The organism is Mesorhizobium sp. B2-2-4, assembly GCF_006442375.1.
Lineage (GTDB): Bacteria > Pseudomonadota > Alphaproteobacteria > Rhizobiales > Rhizobiaceae > Mesorhizobium.
Window position 1 is genome coordinate 162173 of the sequence record NZ_VFWB01000007.1, and the last position, 12773, is coordinate 174945.

A 12773-nucleotide genomic window follows, 5' to 3' on the forward strand; every position below is an offset into this window, starting at 1 on the left:
TTCGCGCCGCAAACGTGGCGAGGCGAAAACAACTGTGTTAATGGCGCGGCGAACCCAATCCTGTCACACAAAAATGTGCAGGGGTTTGGGACAACGGCATGCGCAAGACAAAACCGACCTCCGGACCTAAGGAATTCAGGCCATGGCAACAGCAGCGGCAGCGTCGAACAAATTCGAATCCTTCTTCGAAACCACGCTGGAAGATGCCGATCCGGAAATTTTCGGCGCGATCCGCAACGAACTCGGACGCCAGCGCCACGAGATCGAACTGATCGCGTCTGAGAACATCGTCTCGCGCGCCGTGCTCGAAGCGCAGGGTTCGATCATGACCAACAAATACGCCGAGGGTTATCCGGGCAAGCGCTACTATGGCGGCTGCCAGTTCGTGGATGTCGCCGAGGAGCTGGCGATCGAGCGCGCGAAAAAACTATTCGGCTGCAACTTCGCCAATGTGCAGCCCAATTCCGGCAGCCAGATGAACCAGGCGGTGTTCCTGGCTCTCTTGCAGCCGGGGGACACCTTCATGGGCCTCGACCTCAATTCCGGCGGGCATTTGACGCACGGCTCGCCAGTCAACATGAGCGGCAAATGGTTCAAGGTCGTGTCCTACGGCGTGCGTAAGGACGACCACCTGCTCGACATGGACGCCATCGAGAAGACGGCGCATGAGACGAAGCCGAAGCTGATCCTGGCCGGCGGCACCGCCTATTCGCGCATCTGGGACTGGAAGCGCTTTCGCGAGATCGCCGATGCGGTCGGCGCCTACCTCATGGTTGATATGGCCCACATCGCCGGCCTCGTCGCCGGCGGCGTGCATCCCTCGCCGCTGCCGCATGCCCATGTGGTGACGACCACCACGCACAAGTCGCTGCGCGGCCCGCGCGGCGGCATGATCCTGTGCAACGACGAGGAGATCGCCAAGAAGATGAACTCGGCGGTGTTCCCCGGCCTGCAGGGCGGACCGCTGATGCATGTCATCGCCGCCAAGGCGGTTGCCTTCGGCGAGGCGCTGAAGCCGAGTTTCAAGCTCTATGCGGAGAGCGTCGCCGCCAACGCCAAGGCGCTGGCGTCCAGCCTACAGGAGACTGGCCTCGACATCGTGTCGGGCGGCACCGACAACCACCTGATGCTGGTCGACCTGCGCCCCAAGAATGCCACCGGCAAGCGCGCCGAGGCAGCGCTTGGGCGCGCCAACATCACATGCAACAAGAACGGCATCCCCTTCGACCCGGAAAAGCCCTTCGTCACCTCCGGCGTGCGGCTCGGCACGCCCGCCGGCACAACGCGCGGCTTCGGCCAGGCCGAGTTCCGCGAAATAGGCAAGCTGATCGCCGAGGTGCTGGATGGCCTCAAGGCCGCCAATTCCGATGAGGGCAATGCCTCGGTCGAGGCCGCGGTCAAGGCCAAGGTCGTGGCGCTGACCGATCGATTCCCGCTCTACCCTTATCTCGGTTGACCTCGCGCCACGCGTCATCTCTTATCCGCCAGCGGCGCGCCGACCCCCGATCGGTCGACGCGCCGAACTGGAGACCAGACGATGCGTAATTTCCGTACCGCCATCCTTGGCGCCCATGGCTTGCTGGCCGTTTCCCTGACATTGCCCGGGACTGCCCTTGCGCAGACCGCCCCTGAAGTGCCCGCCACCGCTACCTTCGGCAGATGGACAACCATCGTCGATACGCTCGACACCGGGCAGGATGCGCGCAAGACCTGCGCCGCTTCGACTGCCTTTTTCGATGCCAGCGGCAATTCGGGCACGCTGACGCTGTCGATCTCGAACGGCGACGCCATGCCGCCGGACGCCTACCCGGCCATCATGCTTATTGTCGACAACCGGAACCTGCCCACTGGCAAGAAGATCGCCGCGACTTTTGGTGATCCTGGCGTCAAGGTTTCCGCCACCGTCTATTCGAACGATGCCGTGAACGGCCGTCCCAGCTGGACGGTCGACAACCAGCCCAAGACCAGTCTCGCGCTCTTGCGAGCCATGCGCAAAGTCACCTCGCTCGATGTCGCTTTCGGCAAAGAGGCTTTCGCCAGCATTCCGATGGACGGCTTCACTAAAGCCTACCGCAACCTCGGCACATCATGCGGCTTTCCGACCAAGGACGTTGCACCCTAGCCAAGCGCGCGAAGGCGGGTGCTGGCAATCTGCCTCGCGGCTCGCTATCTCTGACGCGAAAGGGTCTGCGTGCCTTGCCATCGTGGCAAAAGGCTCTAAGCCTTTTCGCCTCACCAGATTCGTGAACCCAAGGCTCTCAATGCGCTGTCCCTATTGCCAGTCCGAAGATACGCAGGTGAAGGATTCGCGCCCCGCCGAGGATGGCGCGGCGATCCGCAGGCGTCGCGTCTGCCCCGATTGCGGCGGCCGTTTCACCACCTTCGAGCGCGTGCAGTTGCGCGACCTCGTCGTGGTCAAGAAGTCGGGGCGAAAAGTGCCTTTCGACCGCGACAAGCTCTTGCGCTCCGTCGAGATCGCGGTGCGCAAGCGCAATGTCGATCCCGAGCGCATCGATCGTGCCGTGACCGGCATCGTGCGCCAGCTGGAAAGCTCCGGCGAGACCGAAGTGGCCTCGGGCGAGGTTGGGCGGCTGGTCATGGAAGCGCTGAAGTCGCTCGACGACGTCGCCTACGTCCGCTTCGCCTCGGTCTACCGCAATTTCCGCGAGGCCAAGGATTTCCATGAGCTGCTGGGGGAATTGAAAGGCGACGAGGACAAGAGCGAAGAGGACGCTGGCTGAGCATGGCGGAACGCAGCGAGGCCGGACAGGCAGCCCTTGACCGCCGTTTCATGGCAGCCGCACTCAGACTGTCGCGCAGGAATGCGGGCCGGACCTCAACCAATCCTTCCGTTGGTACACTCATCGTGCGCGACGATGGCTTGGGCCCGATGATTGTCGGCACCGGCGTCACCGCTGTCGGCGGCCGCCCGCATGCCGAGACCGAGGCGCTCGCCGAAGCGGGCGAACTGGCGCGCGGCGCCACCGCCTATGTCACGCTGGAGCCTTGCGCGCATCACGGACGCACGCCGCCTTGCGCCAATGCACTGGTCACTGCCGGCATCGCGCGCGTCGTTGGCGCCGCCAGCGACCCCGATCCGCGCGTGTCAGGCCAAGGCTACGCGATCCTGCGCACCGCGGGCGTCGAGGTTGTGGAGAATGTCCTGGCGGCGGAGGCCGCCGAGCAGATGGCCGGCTATCTCATTCGATCGCTTAGGAAACGGCCGGAAGTGTCTCTCAAGCTAGCGCTTTCCAGCGACGGCAAGATCGGCATGGAAGGGGCTGGGCAGGTGTCGATCACAGGCGACATTGCGCGCCGTGAAGTCTATCTAATGCGCGCCGAAGCCGATGCCATCCTGATCGGCATTGGCACGGCGCTGGAGGACGACCCGGCGCTGACGGTGCGCTTGCCGGGATTGGAGAACCGGTCGCCGGCGCGCATTGTGCTCGACAGGCAGATCAGGCTGCCTGAGACTTCGAAACTGGTGTCCGGTGTCGACCGGGTGCCGCTCTACGTCGCGGCTTGCCTGGAAGCCGATCCTCTGCGGCGGGCAACGCTCGAACGCGCCGGCGTGCGTTTCATCGGCACCGAGACGCATGCAGGCGGCGTGGCGCTGCCGGAACTGCTCGAGGATATTGCCGCGCTCGGCATGGCCAGCGTGCTGGTCGAAGGCGGAGCCAGGGTGGCCAGCGCCTTCCTGTCGGAAGGCCTGGTCGACCGCATCGTGCTGTTCCGGGGGCCGGAGGCGATCGGCAAGGGGGGCATTGCATCGCCCATCGATGCCAACCATGTCCCAGCGGGATTTCGCAAACTGCGCGAGATGCGGTTCGGCGAGGACAGCTACGCCGAGTGGATAAGAGACTTTTAGGATCAACACCGATGTTTACGGGCATTGTTACAGACATAGGTACCGTCGCGGCCGTCAAGCCGCTGCGGGAAGGCGTGGGATTGCGCATCGACACCGCCTATGATCCCGAAACCATCGCCATCGGCGCCTCGATATCATGCGGCGGCGTTTGCCTTACCGTGACGGCCTTGCCCGACAGCGGCTCGAACGCGCGCTGGTTCGAAGTCGAGGCCTGGGAGGAGGCGCTCCGGCTGACGACGGCGATGGGCTGGAAATCGGGCACGCGGATCAATCTGGAGCGGGCGTTGAAGATCGGCGACGAGCTTGGCGGCCACATCGTGTCGGGCCATGTCGACGGTACCGCCGAGATCGTCGAGCGCAAGGATGAAGGCGACGCCGTTCGCTTCACGCTGGAAGCGCCGCGCGGGCTGGCGAAGTTCATCGCGCCGAAAGGCTCCGTCGCGCTCGACGGTACCTCGCTCACCGTCAACAAGGTGGAAGGCACCCGCTTCGACGTGCTTCTGATCCACCATTCGCTGACCGTCACCACCTGGGGTGAGCGCCAGGTCGGCGACCGCGTCAATCTCGAGATCGATACCATGGCCCGCTATGCGGCCCGCCTGGCGGAAGCGGCGAAAGAGGGGCTTTGAGCATCGCCGAGCTGTTCATGAGGAACTAGCGGTGATGGAAAACAGGAATTCCAAAGTGCAAGCGCGGCTGGGGTGGCCGATGTAGATGCTGGCCGAGTAGTGGCCCACGCCATTGTTGCCTGGGCTCAAAGCCTCGCTACAGACTGTCCGATCTCGGTACCCCGTCCCAATGAGGCAATCTTGTGCTTGCGATCAATCCGGCTTCGGCCTAAGTCACCGGCGATCCCGGAGACATTTATGGCTGGCACATCCCAACACGGCAAAGCGTTCATTCGCCCGAAGAAGAAGGCCCACCTTCTCGTTATCGAGGCACGCTTCCACGACGATCTTGCCGACGCGCTGCTCGAAGGCGCGACGAGCGCGCTTGACGAAGCGGGTGCGACCTACGACGTCGTCACCGTTCCAGGTTCGCTCGAAATTCCCGCCGTCATTACCTTCGCGCTGGACGGCGCGGCGGAAGGCGGCATGAACTATGACGGCTTCGTCGCGCTTGGCACCGTCGTCCGCGGGGACACCTATCACTTCGATATCGTCGCCAATGAATCCAGCCGCGCACTGATGGACCTGTCCGTGCAGGACTCGGTCTGTATCGGCAACGGCATCCTGACCACGGAAAACGACGCGCAGGCCTGGACGCGAGCCAAGCGTTCGGAGGGCGACAAGGGTGGCTTTGCCGCGCGCGCGGCGCTGACCATGATCGCGCTCAAGGAACGACTGGGAGCGCGATCGTGAGCGACCCCGCTTCGCCCGGACAGCCCACGGTGCGCCACGCCAACAAGCGCGGCGCGGCGCGGCTTGCCGCCGTGCAGGCCCTCTATCAGATGGATGTCGCCGGCAGCGGCGTCTTCGAGATCACTGCCGAATACGAAGCGTTTCGCCTTGGCAAGGAAGTCGATGGCGCGCTTTACCGCGAGGCGGATGCCCAATGGTTCCGCGCCATCCTCACCGGTGTCGTCGAGGACCAGAAAACCATCGATCCGGTTATCCGCCAGGCGCTGACCGATGACTGGCCGCTGTCGCGCCTCGATTCGACACTGCGCGCAATCCTGCGCGCCGGTGTCTACGAACTGATAAAGCGCGAAGACGTGCCGGTGGCGGTGATCGTTTCCGAATACGTCGATATCGCCAAGGCTTTCTACGAGGAAGACGAGCCGAAGCTGGTCAACGCCGTGCTCGATCGCGTCTCCCGTCGGGTGCGTGGCGAGGGACGCGGCAAGGACGCTTCATGACGGCGGTCGCCATCGAGGCGGCCAGGGAGGCGCGGCGCACCGCGTTGATCCTCGCCGCCTCGCAGGCGATCATCGGTTCGGCAGCGCCCATCGCCATCTCCATGGGCGCGCTTGCCGGTCAATATCTGCTCGGCCCGGACAAGTCGCTGGCGACGGCGCCGATCACCGGCTTCAATCTCGGCGTGGCACTCGGTGCGCTGCCGGCGGCGGCCATCATCCGCGCCATGGGCCAGCGCGGCGGCTTCATGACCGGTACGATCGTCACCGCGCTTGGCGGTCTGGTCGCGACGCTGGCACTCTTCCATGGCAGTTTTTGGCTGTTTGCCTTCGGCCTGACGGTGATCGGTGTCGGTGGCGCCTTCGTCCAGCAGTTCCGCTTTGCCGCCGCCGACAATGCGCCGCCGCAATTCAAGGCGCGCGCCATCTCCTTCGTGCTGGCGGGCGGCATCATCACCGCCATTCTCGGACCGCAGATCGTCATCTTCACCCGCGAGTTGTTCGCACCGGTGATGTTTGCCGGTTCGTTCGCATCCATCCTGGTGCTAGCCGCCGTCGGCGCGGCGATCCTGTCATTGCTGCGCCTGCCGGCGAGGGCCGCCGCCGGCGGAACGGAAATTGCCGGCAGCGATGCCCGGCCCTTGGCCGAGATCGTCACGCAGCCGCGTTTCGTCGCGGCACTCTTCTGCGCGGTCGGCAGCTATGCCCTGATGAGCTTCGTCATGACCGGCGCGCCGCTCGCCATGGTCGGCTGCGGCCTGTCGGAGGACGATGCGACGCTCGGCATTTCGTGGCATGTCATGGCAATGTTCGGGCCGAGCTTCTTCACCGGATCGCTGATCCATCGCTTCGGTGCTGAACGCATTGTCGCGGTCGGCCTCCTGCTGCTGATCGGCTGTGCGGTCGTCGCGCTGTCCGGCTTGGCGCTATGGCAATTCTGGACGGCGCTGATCCTGCTCGGCCTCGGCTGGAATTTCGGCTTCATCGGCGCCACGGCCATGGTCGCGGCAAGCTACCGGCCTTCCGAAAAGGGCAAGGTGCAGGGGTTCCACGACTTCGTCCTGTTCGGCTCCGTGGCCTGCGCCTCGCTGATGTCGGGCATGGTCTACAATGCCTGGGGCTGGACCATGCTGAACTGGATGATCTTTCCCGTCACCGTGCTATGCTTCGTCGCGCTCGGCGCGCTGAGGATTGCGAGCTTGCGTCTGGCTTGACGCCCAATTTGAATTTATGCGTCCGGCGGCAGAACCTGAAGCACTCGCGCTATGAACATGTGAAACTCAGCCATGTAGTTGCGCAGGAAGTCCTCAGTGGATTCGACCGTCACCTCGCCGTCGTCGGTGATCAGCCCCGGCGTGAACTGTATGTAGGCTTCAGGCGCATTCATCTGGGGCGAATTGCAGAAACTCAGAACGCTTCGAAGGCTTTGTTGGGCGACGGCGGTCGCGATGGCGCCCGGCGATGTTCCGATGACGGCCGACGGTTTGCGCGCGAACGAATTCTTGCCGTAGGGCCGACTGGCCCAGTCGATTGCGTTCTTCAATCCTCCAGGGATCGAGCGGTTGTATTCCGGGGTGACGAACAATACGGCCTGGACGGAGGCGATTGCCTTTTTGAAATCCCGGGCTGCCGGTGGGAAGTCGGCGTCATAGTCGTAGCTGTACAGTGGCAGATCCTTGAAGGCGATTTCGGTCATGTCGAGTTCGGGAGGGGCAAGTTGAACGAGCGCCTTCGCGAGCTTGCGGTTGATGGATTCCCGGGCAAGACTGCCGATGAGGTAACCGACTTTGTGTATGGCCATGACACGCTCTCCGTGTTTGCCACCCGCACCCTCACCGCATTATCCGCCAGATGGCAGCAGATCGCCAGCGTCGCGTCGCAATTGGCCTTCCGAACAAAAATATTGCGTCTGTACCACTTGTTATGAAACCGTGTGCCCCGACGAGACGTTGGAGCCGTGCTCATATGCGGCACCGAATTCCGGTTCACAGCAAGGGATTTTCACAATGTTTTCAATCAAGCTTCTGGCTGGCGCGGCGCTCGCGCTCGGCATCACGGCGGCATCGGCGAATGCTCAGGTGGTTGTTTCCTCAAAGATCGACACCGAGGGCGGCGTGCTAGGCAATATCATCCAGCTCGTCCTCAACGCCAACAACATCAAGACCACTGACCGCATCCAGCTCGGCGGCACGCCGGTGGTGCGCAAGGCGATCACCGCCGGCGAGATCGACATCTATCCCGAATACACCGGCAATGCCGCCTTCTTCTTCGAGAAGACCGACGACCCGGTTTGGAAGGACGCCGCCAAGGCGTATGAGACGGCCAAGAAGCTCGATTACGACGCCAACAAGATCGTCTGGCTGTCGCCGTCGCCGGCCAACAACACCTGGGCGATCGCACTGCGCAAAGAGGTGGCCGAAACCAACAAGCTCGCCACCCTGTCCGATTTCGGCAAATATGTCGCCGGCGGCGGCAAGGTGGTGCTCGCGGCCTCGGCCGAGTTCGTCAATTCAGCCGCGGCCCTGCCGGCGTTCCAGACTACCTACGGCTTCACGCTGAAGCCTGACCAGTTGATCACGCTCTCCGGCGGCGACACGGCCGCGACCATCGCGGCGGCAGCCAACCAGACCAATGGCGCCAACGCCGCCATGGTCTACGGCACTGACGGCGGCATCGCGCCCTCCGGGCTGGTCGTGCTCGACGACGACAAGGGCGTGCAGCCGGTCTACCAGCCGGCGCCGATCATCCGCGAGGCGGTGCTGAAGGAGCATCCCGAGATCGAGACGTTGTTGAAGCCGGTCTTCGCCAAGCTCGACCTCATCACGCTGCAGGAACTCAACGGCCGCGTCCAGGTCGGCGGAGAGCCGGTCAAGGGTGTGGCGGAAGACTTTTTGAAAAAGAACGGGTTCTTGAAGTAGTCAGCGCTTAGCTGACCGTGATGCTGGTGCGAGGCGCCCCCCTCTGGAAGCTGCCGATCTCCCCCCTTGCGGGGGAGATGTCCGGCAGGACAGAGGGGGGTGCTGTCCCGCCGACCTCTCAACTCGTCACAGCTGCGCGCTCGGACAGGACCGTTTTCGAACAAGCCGACGCTCGAAAGTTGGCGATCCTTCACACCCCCCTCTGGCCTGCCGGCCATCTCCCCCGCAAGGGGGGAGATCGGAAATCGCGTCGGCTTTCGCCAGTCGCCAGCCAACTGTGTACCTCGTGGCAGATTTCCCCCTTTGAGGGACAGCCATGACCCTCCGCTTCGACAAGCTCGGCTTGGTCATCGCCGCGATCGCTGCCTACGCGGCTTTCGCCGCTCCTTTCGCCACGTTCCGCGCCAATCGCATCGTGCCCGGCCAGGCGCGCTCGATCGTTGAGGCACTTCCGGCAATGGCCGGCCCGCTGCTTTTGGCCATCGTTGTCGCAGCCGCGCTTGTCGCGCTGCTGAAAACGCCGCTCGTCCTGCGCCTTGCCGCCAGCGTGATCACGCTGGCGGCTCTCGCGCTGTTGATCGGCGTCACCGGGACATTCCTGACCCCGGCAGGCAATACCTTCGCGCGCGTTTCGCCCGCCTCCGGGTTCTGGCTGCTGATCTTCGCCTTTACCCTCCTGCTGGCCGACGTGCTGACGAGAATGAACCTGTCTCCCTGGTCACGTGTTGGCGTGCTTGTCGTTGCCGCGCTCGCCATCGGGCTGCTGCTGATATCGGGATCCTGGGACAGCCTTTCGATCCTCAAGGAATATTTCAACCGTGCCGACAGTTTCTGGGCCGAGGGCGCCAAACATGTCACGCTGGCGCTTGGTTCGCTGGCGGCGGCGGTGATACTGGGCCTGCCGCTTGGCATCCTGTGCCATCGCGTCGAGCGCCTGCGCGCCGGCGTGCTCAACGTGCTCAACATCGTCCAGACCATTCCCTCGATCGCGCTGTTCGGCCTGCTGATCGCACCGCTCGGCTGGGTGGCGGCGCATGTGCCGGGAGCGGCCGCGCTCGGTATCCGCGGCATCGGAACGGCACCTGCGTTCGTGGCGCTGTTCCTCTATTCGCTGCTGCCGGTCGTCGCCAATACCGTGGTCGGCCTTGCCGGTGTGCCGCGTGCCGCCAATGACGCGGCGCGCGGCATGGGCATGACCGATCGCCAACGCCTGTTCGGCGTCGAGTTTCCGCTGGCCTTCCCAGTGATCCTCACCGGTATCCGCATCGTGCTTGTGCAGAACATCGGCCTCGCCACCATCGCCGCCCTGATCGGCGGCGGCGGCTTCGGCGTGTTCGTGTTCCAGGGCGTCGGCCAGACCGCGATGGACCTGGTGCTGCTTGGCGCCGTGCCGACGGTTGCGCTCGCCTTCGCTGCTGCCATCATTCTCGACGCGGTGATCGAAATGACCTCAACCAAGCGCAGGGCGGACCCCGCATGATCGAGATCGAAGGCATTACCAAGCGCTACGATGCGACCACGGTGGTCGATGAAGTCTCGATGATCATCGAGCCCCGCACGCTTTGCGTCATCGTCGGCACCTCGGGCTCCGGCAAGACGACGCTGCTTCGCATGATCAACCGGCTGGTCGAGCCGACTTCCGGCGTCATCAAGCTCGACGGCGCCGACAACCGCTCGGTGCCCGGCTACGAGCTGCGGCGCAGCATCGGCTACGCCATCCAGGGCCACGGCCTGTTCCCGCACCGAACGGTGGCGCAGAACATAGCCACCGTGCCGGTGCTGCTTGGCTGGGATAAGGATCGCATCAAGGCGCGCGTCGACGAACTGATGACGCTCTATCAGCTCGACCCGCAGACCTACGGCCCGCGCTACCCGCACGAGCTCTCCGGCGGCCAGCAGCAGCGCGTCGGCGTCGCCCGCGCGCTCGCGGCCGAACCCAACGTGCTGTTGATGGACGAGCCGTTCGGCGCGCTTGACCCCATAATCCGCACCAAGGCGCAGGAAGACCTTCTTGCGATCCAGAGGCGCTTCGGCACCACCATCATCCTCGTCACCCACGACATGGAAGAGGCCGTGCATATGGGCGACAAGATCGCCGTCATGGATGCCGGCAAGCTGGTACAATATGCCAGGCCGGCGGAGATACTGGCGAGGCCGGCCAGCGGCTTCGTCGAGACCCTGGTCGGCGCCAGCGAAAAACCGTTCCGGCTGCTGTCGCTCGGCCGCGTGCGCGACGCAGTCGAAAAGGGCGCGGCGGAAGGTGAGGCGATTCCTGGCGACGCCAGCCAGCGCGACGCGCTGGCCGAACTTCTCTGGTCCGGCCGCCCGGCGCTGCCGGTCAAGGATGCCGACGGCAAGCCGCTCGGTCGCGTTACCGTCGACGGCTTGGTGAAGCGTGCGGCGAGGCCGGCATGAAAGCCTGGCTGCCGTTGCTGCTCAGGCTTGCGCTGGTGGTGCTGCTGGTCGCTTTCGTCACCAGTCCCGGCTGGTTCGAGCCGCTGCTCAAGCCGCTGACCGAGAACGGCGCGCCGGTGATCTACAATCAGGGTAGCCTGCTGACGCTGATGCTGCTGCACCTGCGCACCGTGCTGATCGCCACGCTCGCCGCCACCATCGTGGCGGTCGCGCTCGCCATCCTGGTCACCAGGCCTGCCGGCGCCGAATTCCTGCCGCTGTCACGCAGCCTGGTCAATATCGGCCAGACTTTCCCGCCGGTGGCGGTGCTGGCGCTTGCCGTGCCGGCGGTCGGGTTCGGCGAGAAGCCGACGCTGATCGCATTGTTCCTCTATGGTCTGCTGCCGATCTTCGAGAACGCGCTGACCGGCCTGACGACGTTGCCCGGCAATGTCATGGAAGCGGCGCGCGGTGCCGGCATGACCGGTTGGCAAAGGCTGCTGAAGGTCGAATTGCCGCTCAGCGCGCCGGTCATCCTCGGGGGCATAAGGCTGTCGGTGGTTATCAGCCTGGCCACCGCCACCATTGGCTCGACGGTTGCAGCGAAGACATTGGGCGAGGTGATCATTGCCGGGCTCTTGTCCAACAATCTCGCTTTCATCTTGCAGGGCGGCCTGATCGTCGCCGCCTTGGCCGTGCTGATCTATGATGGGTTGTCGGCGGTCGAACGCTATGCCGCGCGGCGCATGGGGCGCCAGGCCGAGTAGGCTTCTGTCCCGGTGCTCCGATCTTTCAACGTCCACTTGAACGGGCAGGGTGGTCGAGCGTCAGTTCGAGTTCGATGCCTTGCTCTTTGCAGATCCAGCGGCGGCAGATGACGGCAAAGTCGTGTTGTGTGCCGGCTTTCACGAGCGAGACAAGATCACCCACGGCGCAATCGCTGCCGAGCTGGAGCGCCTCGATGGGTTCGGCGATGACTTGCTTGCCGGCATAATGTCTTGCGCTGGCCGTGAGCGTAATCAACACCCGCCTGCCAGTTGCGCGATCTTCGGGACTCGGCGATTGATTGGGCCGATGCCCCGATCCTTCAGCAGGAGTTCTTGCCATGACCTTGCGCTTCTCCAAGATCGTCATGTGTCTCTGTCTGGCGGCTTTCGCCTTTCTTGTCGCTTTCGGCAACGTCACCGATTACGGCTCAAACTTCGCCTTTGTCCAGCACGTGCTGAGCATGGACACGACCTTTCCCGGCAACGCGCTGATGTATCGCTCGATCACCAACCCCTCGCTATGGACGACGGGCTACTGGCTCATCATCGCCGGCGAGGCGCTGACCTGTCTGCTCTACCTGATCGCGGCCTGGAACCTGTGGCAAGCGCGCAATGCCAGCGGAGAGGTTTTCAACGATGCCAAGAAATTCGCCGTTATCGCCGCGACGATGGGATTCCTGATCTGGTATCTTGGATTTATGGTGGTGGGCGGCGAGTGGTTCGCCATGTGGCAATCGAGCATCTGGAACGGCCAGCAGAAGGCATTCATGTTCTACATGACCATGCTGGCGGTGCTGATCTTCGTCATCCAGCCAGACGGTGATCTGCGCCAAACCTGAGTGCTGATCCGTGATTTCAATCGATATAAAGCAGCAGCGGCATGGCGACACCTGCCGCCGTCTGGCTCTTTTGGGCGAAAGCCGGGCAAAAACCGAACAATATCTTGACGTTCGCGGCCCTGTTTCGCATAC

Annotated in this window: 16 protein-coding genes; 14 read left to right on the top strand and 2 right to left on the bottom strand. The window is 63.8% G+C overall.

Annotation, left to right across the window (positions count from 1 at the left end):
• Window positions 1–142: 142 nt before the first annotated feature.
• The 8 genes from glyA (at window position 143) to FJ959_RS19370 (ending at window position 6937) form a co-directional block, all read left to right on the top strand.
• Window positions 143–1456, top strand: a complete 1314-nt coding sequence (glyA, locus tag FJ959_RS19335; RefSeq protein WP_140494046.1) for a serine hydroxymethyltransferase — start codon at window positions 143–145, stop codon at window positions 1454–1456.
• 81 nt (window positions 1457–1537) lie between these two features.
• Window positions 1538–2122, top strand: coding sequence for a hypothetical protein (locus tag FJ959_RS19340; RefSeq protein ID WP_140631545.1), 585 nt, complete (start codon window positions 1538–1540; stop codon window positions 2120–2122).
• Window positions 2123–2261: 139 nt separating this feature from the next.
• Window positions 2262–2741, top strand: a complete 480-nt coding sequence (gene nrdR, locus FJ959_RS19345) for a transcriptional regulator NrdR (RefSeq protein ID WP_010915593.1) — start codon at window positions 2262–2264, stop codon at window positions 2739–2741.
• Window positions 2738–3868, top strand: a complete 1131-nt coding sequence (gene ribD, locus FJ959_RS19350; protein ID WP_181171940.1) for a bifunctional diaminohydroxyphosphoribosylaminopyrimidine deaminase/5-amino-6-(5-phosphoribosylamino)uracil reductase RibD — start codon at window positions 2738–2740, stop codon at window positions 3866–3868. Before nrdR ends, ribD begins: the two co-directional genes overlap by 4 nt.
• Window positions 3869–3879: 11 nt before the next feature.
• A complete protein-coding gene (locus tag FJ959_RS19355) occupies window positions 3880–4497 on the top strand; it encodes a riboflavin synthase (protein WP_140515697.1) in 618 nt (205 codons plus the stop codon).
• A 237-nt stretch (window positions 4498–4734) separates the two neighbouring features.
• Window positions 4735–5229 carry a 6,7-dimethyl-8-ribityllumazine synthase gene (gene ribH, locus FJ959_RS19360; protein ID WP_140494037.1) on the top strand — a complete coding sequence of 165 codons (495 nt, stop codon included), beginning with the start codon at window positions 4735–4737 and terminating at the stop codon, window positions 5227–5229.
• The gene (gene nusB / locus FJ959_RS19365) at window positions 5226–5726 is read left to right on the top strand and encodes a transcription antitermination factor NusB (RefSeq protein WP_140521777.1); all 501 of its coding nucleotides are present in this window, start codon (window positions 5226–5228) and stop codon (window positions 5724–5726) included. Before ribH ends, nusB begins: the two co-directional genes overlap by 4 nt.
• A complete protein-coding gene (locus tag FJ959_RS19370) occupies window positions 5723–6937 on the top strand; it encodes an MFS transporter (protein WP_140494033.1) in 1215 nt (404 codons plus the stop codon). The genes nusB and FJ959_RS19370 overlap by 4 nt, the downstream gene beginning before the upstream one ends.
• Window positions 6938–6951: 14 nt before the next feature.
• Here the strand turns inward: FJ959_RS19370 and FJ959_RS19375 are convergent, their stop codons facing one another.
• The gene (locus FJ959_RS19375) at window positions 6952–7524 is read right to left on the bottom strand and encodes an NADPH-dependent FMN reductase (protein ID WP_140494031.1); all 573 of its coding nucleotides are present in this window, start codon (window positions 7522–7524) and stop codon (window positions 6952–6954) included.
• Here FJ959_RS19375 and FJ959_RS31845 point away from each other — a divergent pair.
• The 5 genes from FJ959_RS31845 to FJ959_RS19400 all read left to right on the top strand — a co-directional run bounded on the left by FJ959_RS31845 (window position 7441) and on the right by FJ959_RS19400 (window position 11802).
• Window positions 7441–7650, top strand: coding sequence for a hypothetical protein (locus tag FJ959_RS31845; RefSeq protein WP_181165181.1), 210 nt, complete (start codon window positions 7441–7443; stop codon window positions 7648–7650). The two genes, FJ959_RS19375 and FJ959_RS31845, sit on opposite strands and share 84 nt — an antisense overlap.
• Before the next feature lie 79 nt (window positions 7651–7729).
• On the top strand, window positions 7730–8641 hold the full coding sequence (locus FJ959_RS19380; protein ID WP_140515701.1) for an ABC transporter substrate-binding protein: 912 nt from the start codon (window positions 7730–7732) through the stop codon (window positions 8639–8641).
• Between the two features lie 316 nt (window positions 8642–8957).
• Complete coding sequence (locus tag FJ959_RS19390) at window positions 8958–10121, top strand: ABC transporter permease (protein WP_140631550.1); 1164 nt, start codon at window positions 8958–8960, stop codon at window positions 10119–10121.
• Entirely contained in the window at window positions 10118–11056 is a 939-nt protein-coding gene (locus FJ959_RS19395; RefSeq protein WP_140631553.1) for an ABC transporter ATP-binding protein, read from the top strand. Before FJ959_RS19390 ends, FJ959_RS19395 begins: the two co-directional genes overlap by 4 nt.
• Window positions 11053–11802 (top strand): ABC transporter permease, encoded by a 750-nt coding sequence (locus FJ959_RS19400; RefSeq protein WP_140494023.1) that lies wholly within the window; start codon window positions 11053–11055, stop codon window positions 11800–11802. The genes FJ959_RS19395 and FJ959_RS19400 overlap by 4 nt, the downstream gene beginning before the upstream one ends.
• Window positions 11803–11827: 25 nt before the next feature.
• Here the strand turns inward: FJ959_RS19400 and FJ959_RS19405 are convergent, their stop codons facing one another.
• Window positions 11828–12169 (bottom strand): hypothetical protein, encoded by a 342-nt coding sequence (locus FJ959_RS19405; RefSeq protein WP_224519177.1) that lies wholly within the window; start codon window positions 12167–12169, stop codon window positions 11828–11830.
• On the opposite strand from FJ959_RS19405, the gene FJ959_RS19410 reads away from it, so the two are divergent.
• A complete protein-coding gene (locus tag FJ959_RS19410; protein ID WP_140494019.1) occupies window positions 12141–12641 on the top strand; it encodes a DUF2165 domain-containing protein in 501 nt (166 codons plus the stop codon). The two genes, FJ959_RS19405 and FJ959_RS19410, sit on opposite strands and share 29 nt — an antisense overlap.
• The last annotated feature ends 132 nt before the right edge of the window (window positions 12642–12773 follow it).

What these genes read in the sequence shown, in the direction of transcription:
- FJ959_RS19390 (WP_140631550.1), top strand. Translation starts at nt 8,958, where the DNA reads ATGACCCTCCGCTTCGACAAGCTCGGCTTGGTCATCGCCGCGATCGCT.
- FJ959_RS19340 (WP_140631545.1), top strand. Translation starts at nt 1,538, where the DNA reads ATGCGTAATTTCCGTACCGCCATCCTTGGCGCCCATGGCTTGCTGGCC.
- FJ959_RS19395 (WP_140631553.1), top strand. Translation starts at nt 10,118, where the DNA reads ATGATCGAGATCGAAGGCATTACCAAGCGCTACGATGCGACCACGGTG.
- glyA (WP_140494046.1), top strand. Translation starts at nt 143, where the DNA reads ATGGCAACAGCAGCGGCAGCGTCGAACAAATTCGAATCCTTCTTCGAA.
- nrdR (WP_010915593.1), top strand. Translation starts at nt 2,262, where the DNA reads ATGCGCTGTCCCTATTGCCAGTCCGAAGATACGCAGGTGAAGGATTCG.
- FJ959_RS19380 (WP_140515701.1), top strand. Translation starts at nt 7,730, where the DNA reads ATGTTTTCAATCAAGCTTCTGGCTGGCGCGGCGCTCGCGCTCGGCATC.
- FJ959_RS19355 (WP_140515697.1), top strand. Translation starts at nt 3,880, where the DNA reads ATGTTTACGGGCATTGTTACAGACATAGGTACCGTCGCGGCCGTCAAG.
- ribH (WP_140494037.1), top strand. Translation starts at nt 4,735, where the DNA reads ATGGCTGGCACATCCCAACACGGCAAAGCGTTCATTCGCCCGAAGAAG.
- FJ959_RS19375 (WP_140494031.1), bottom strand. Translation starts at nt 7,524, where the DNA reads ATGGCCATACACAAAGTCGGTTACCTCATCGGCAGTCTTGCCCGGGAA.
- FJ959_RS19405 (WP_224519177.1), bottom strand. Translation starts at nt 12,169, where the DNA reads ATGACGATCTTGGAGAAGCGCAAGGTCATGGCAAGAACTCCTGCTGAA.
- FJ959_RS19370 (WP_140494033.1), top strand. Translation starts at nt 5,723, where the DNA reads ATGACGGCGGTCGCCATCGAGGCGGCCAGGGAGGCGCGGCGCACCGCG.
- FJ959_RS19410 (WP_140494019.1), top strand. Translation starts at nt 12,141, where the DNA reads ATGACCTTGCGCTTCTCCAAGATCGTCATGTGTCTCTGTCTGGCGGCT.
- FJ959_RS19400 (WP_140494023.1), top strand. Translation starts at nt 11,053, where the DNA reads ATGAAAGCCTGGCTGCCGTTGCTGCTCAGGCTTGCGCTGGTGGTGCTG.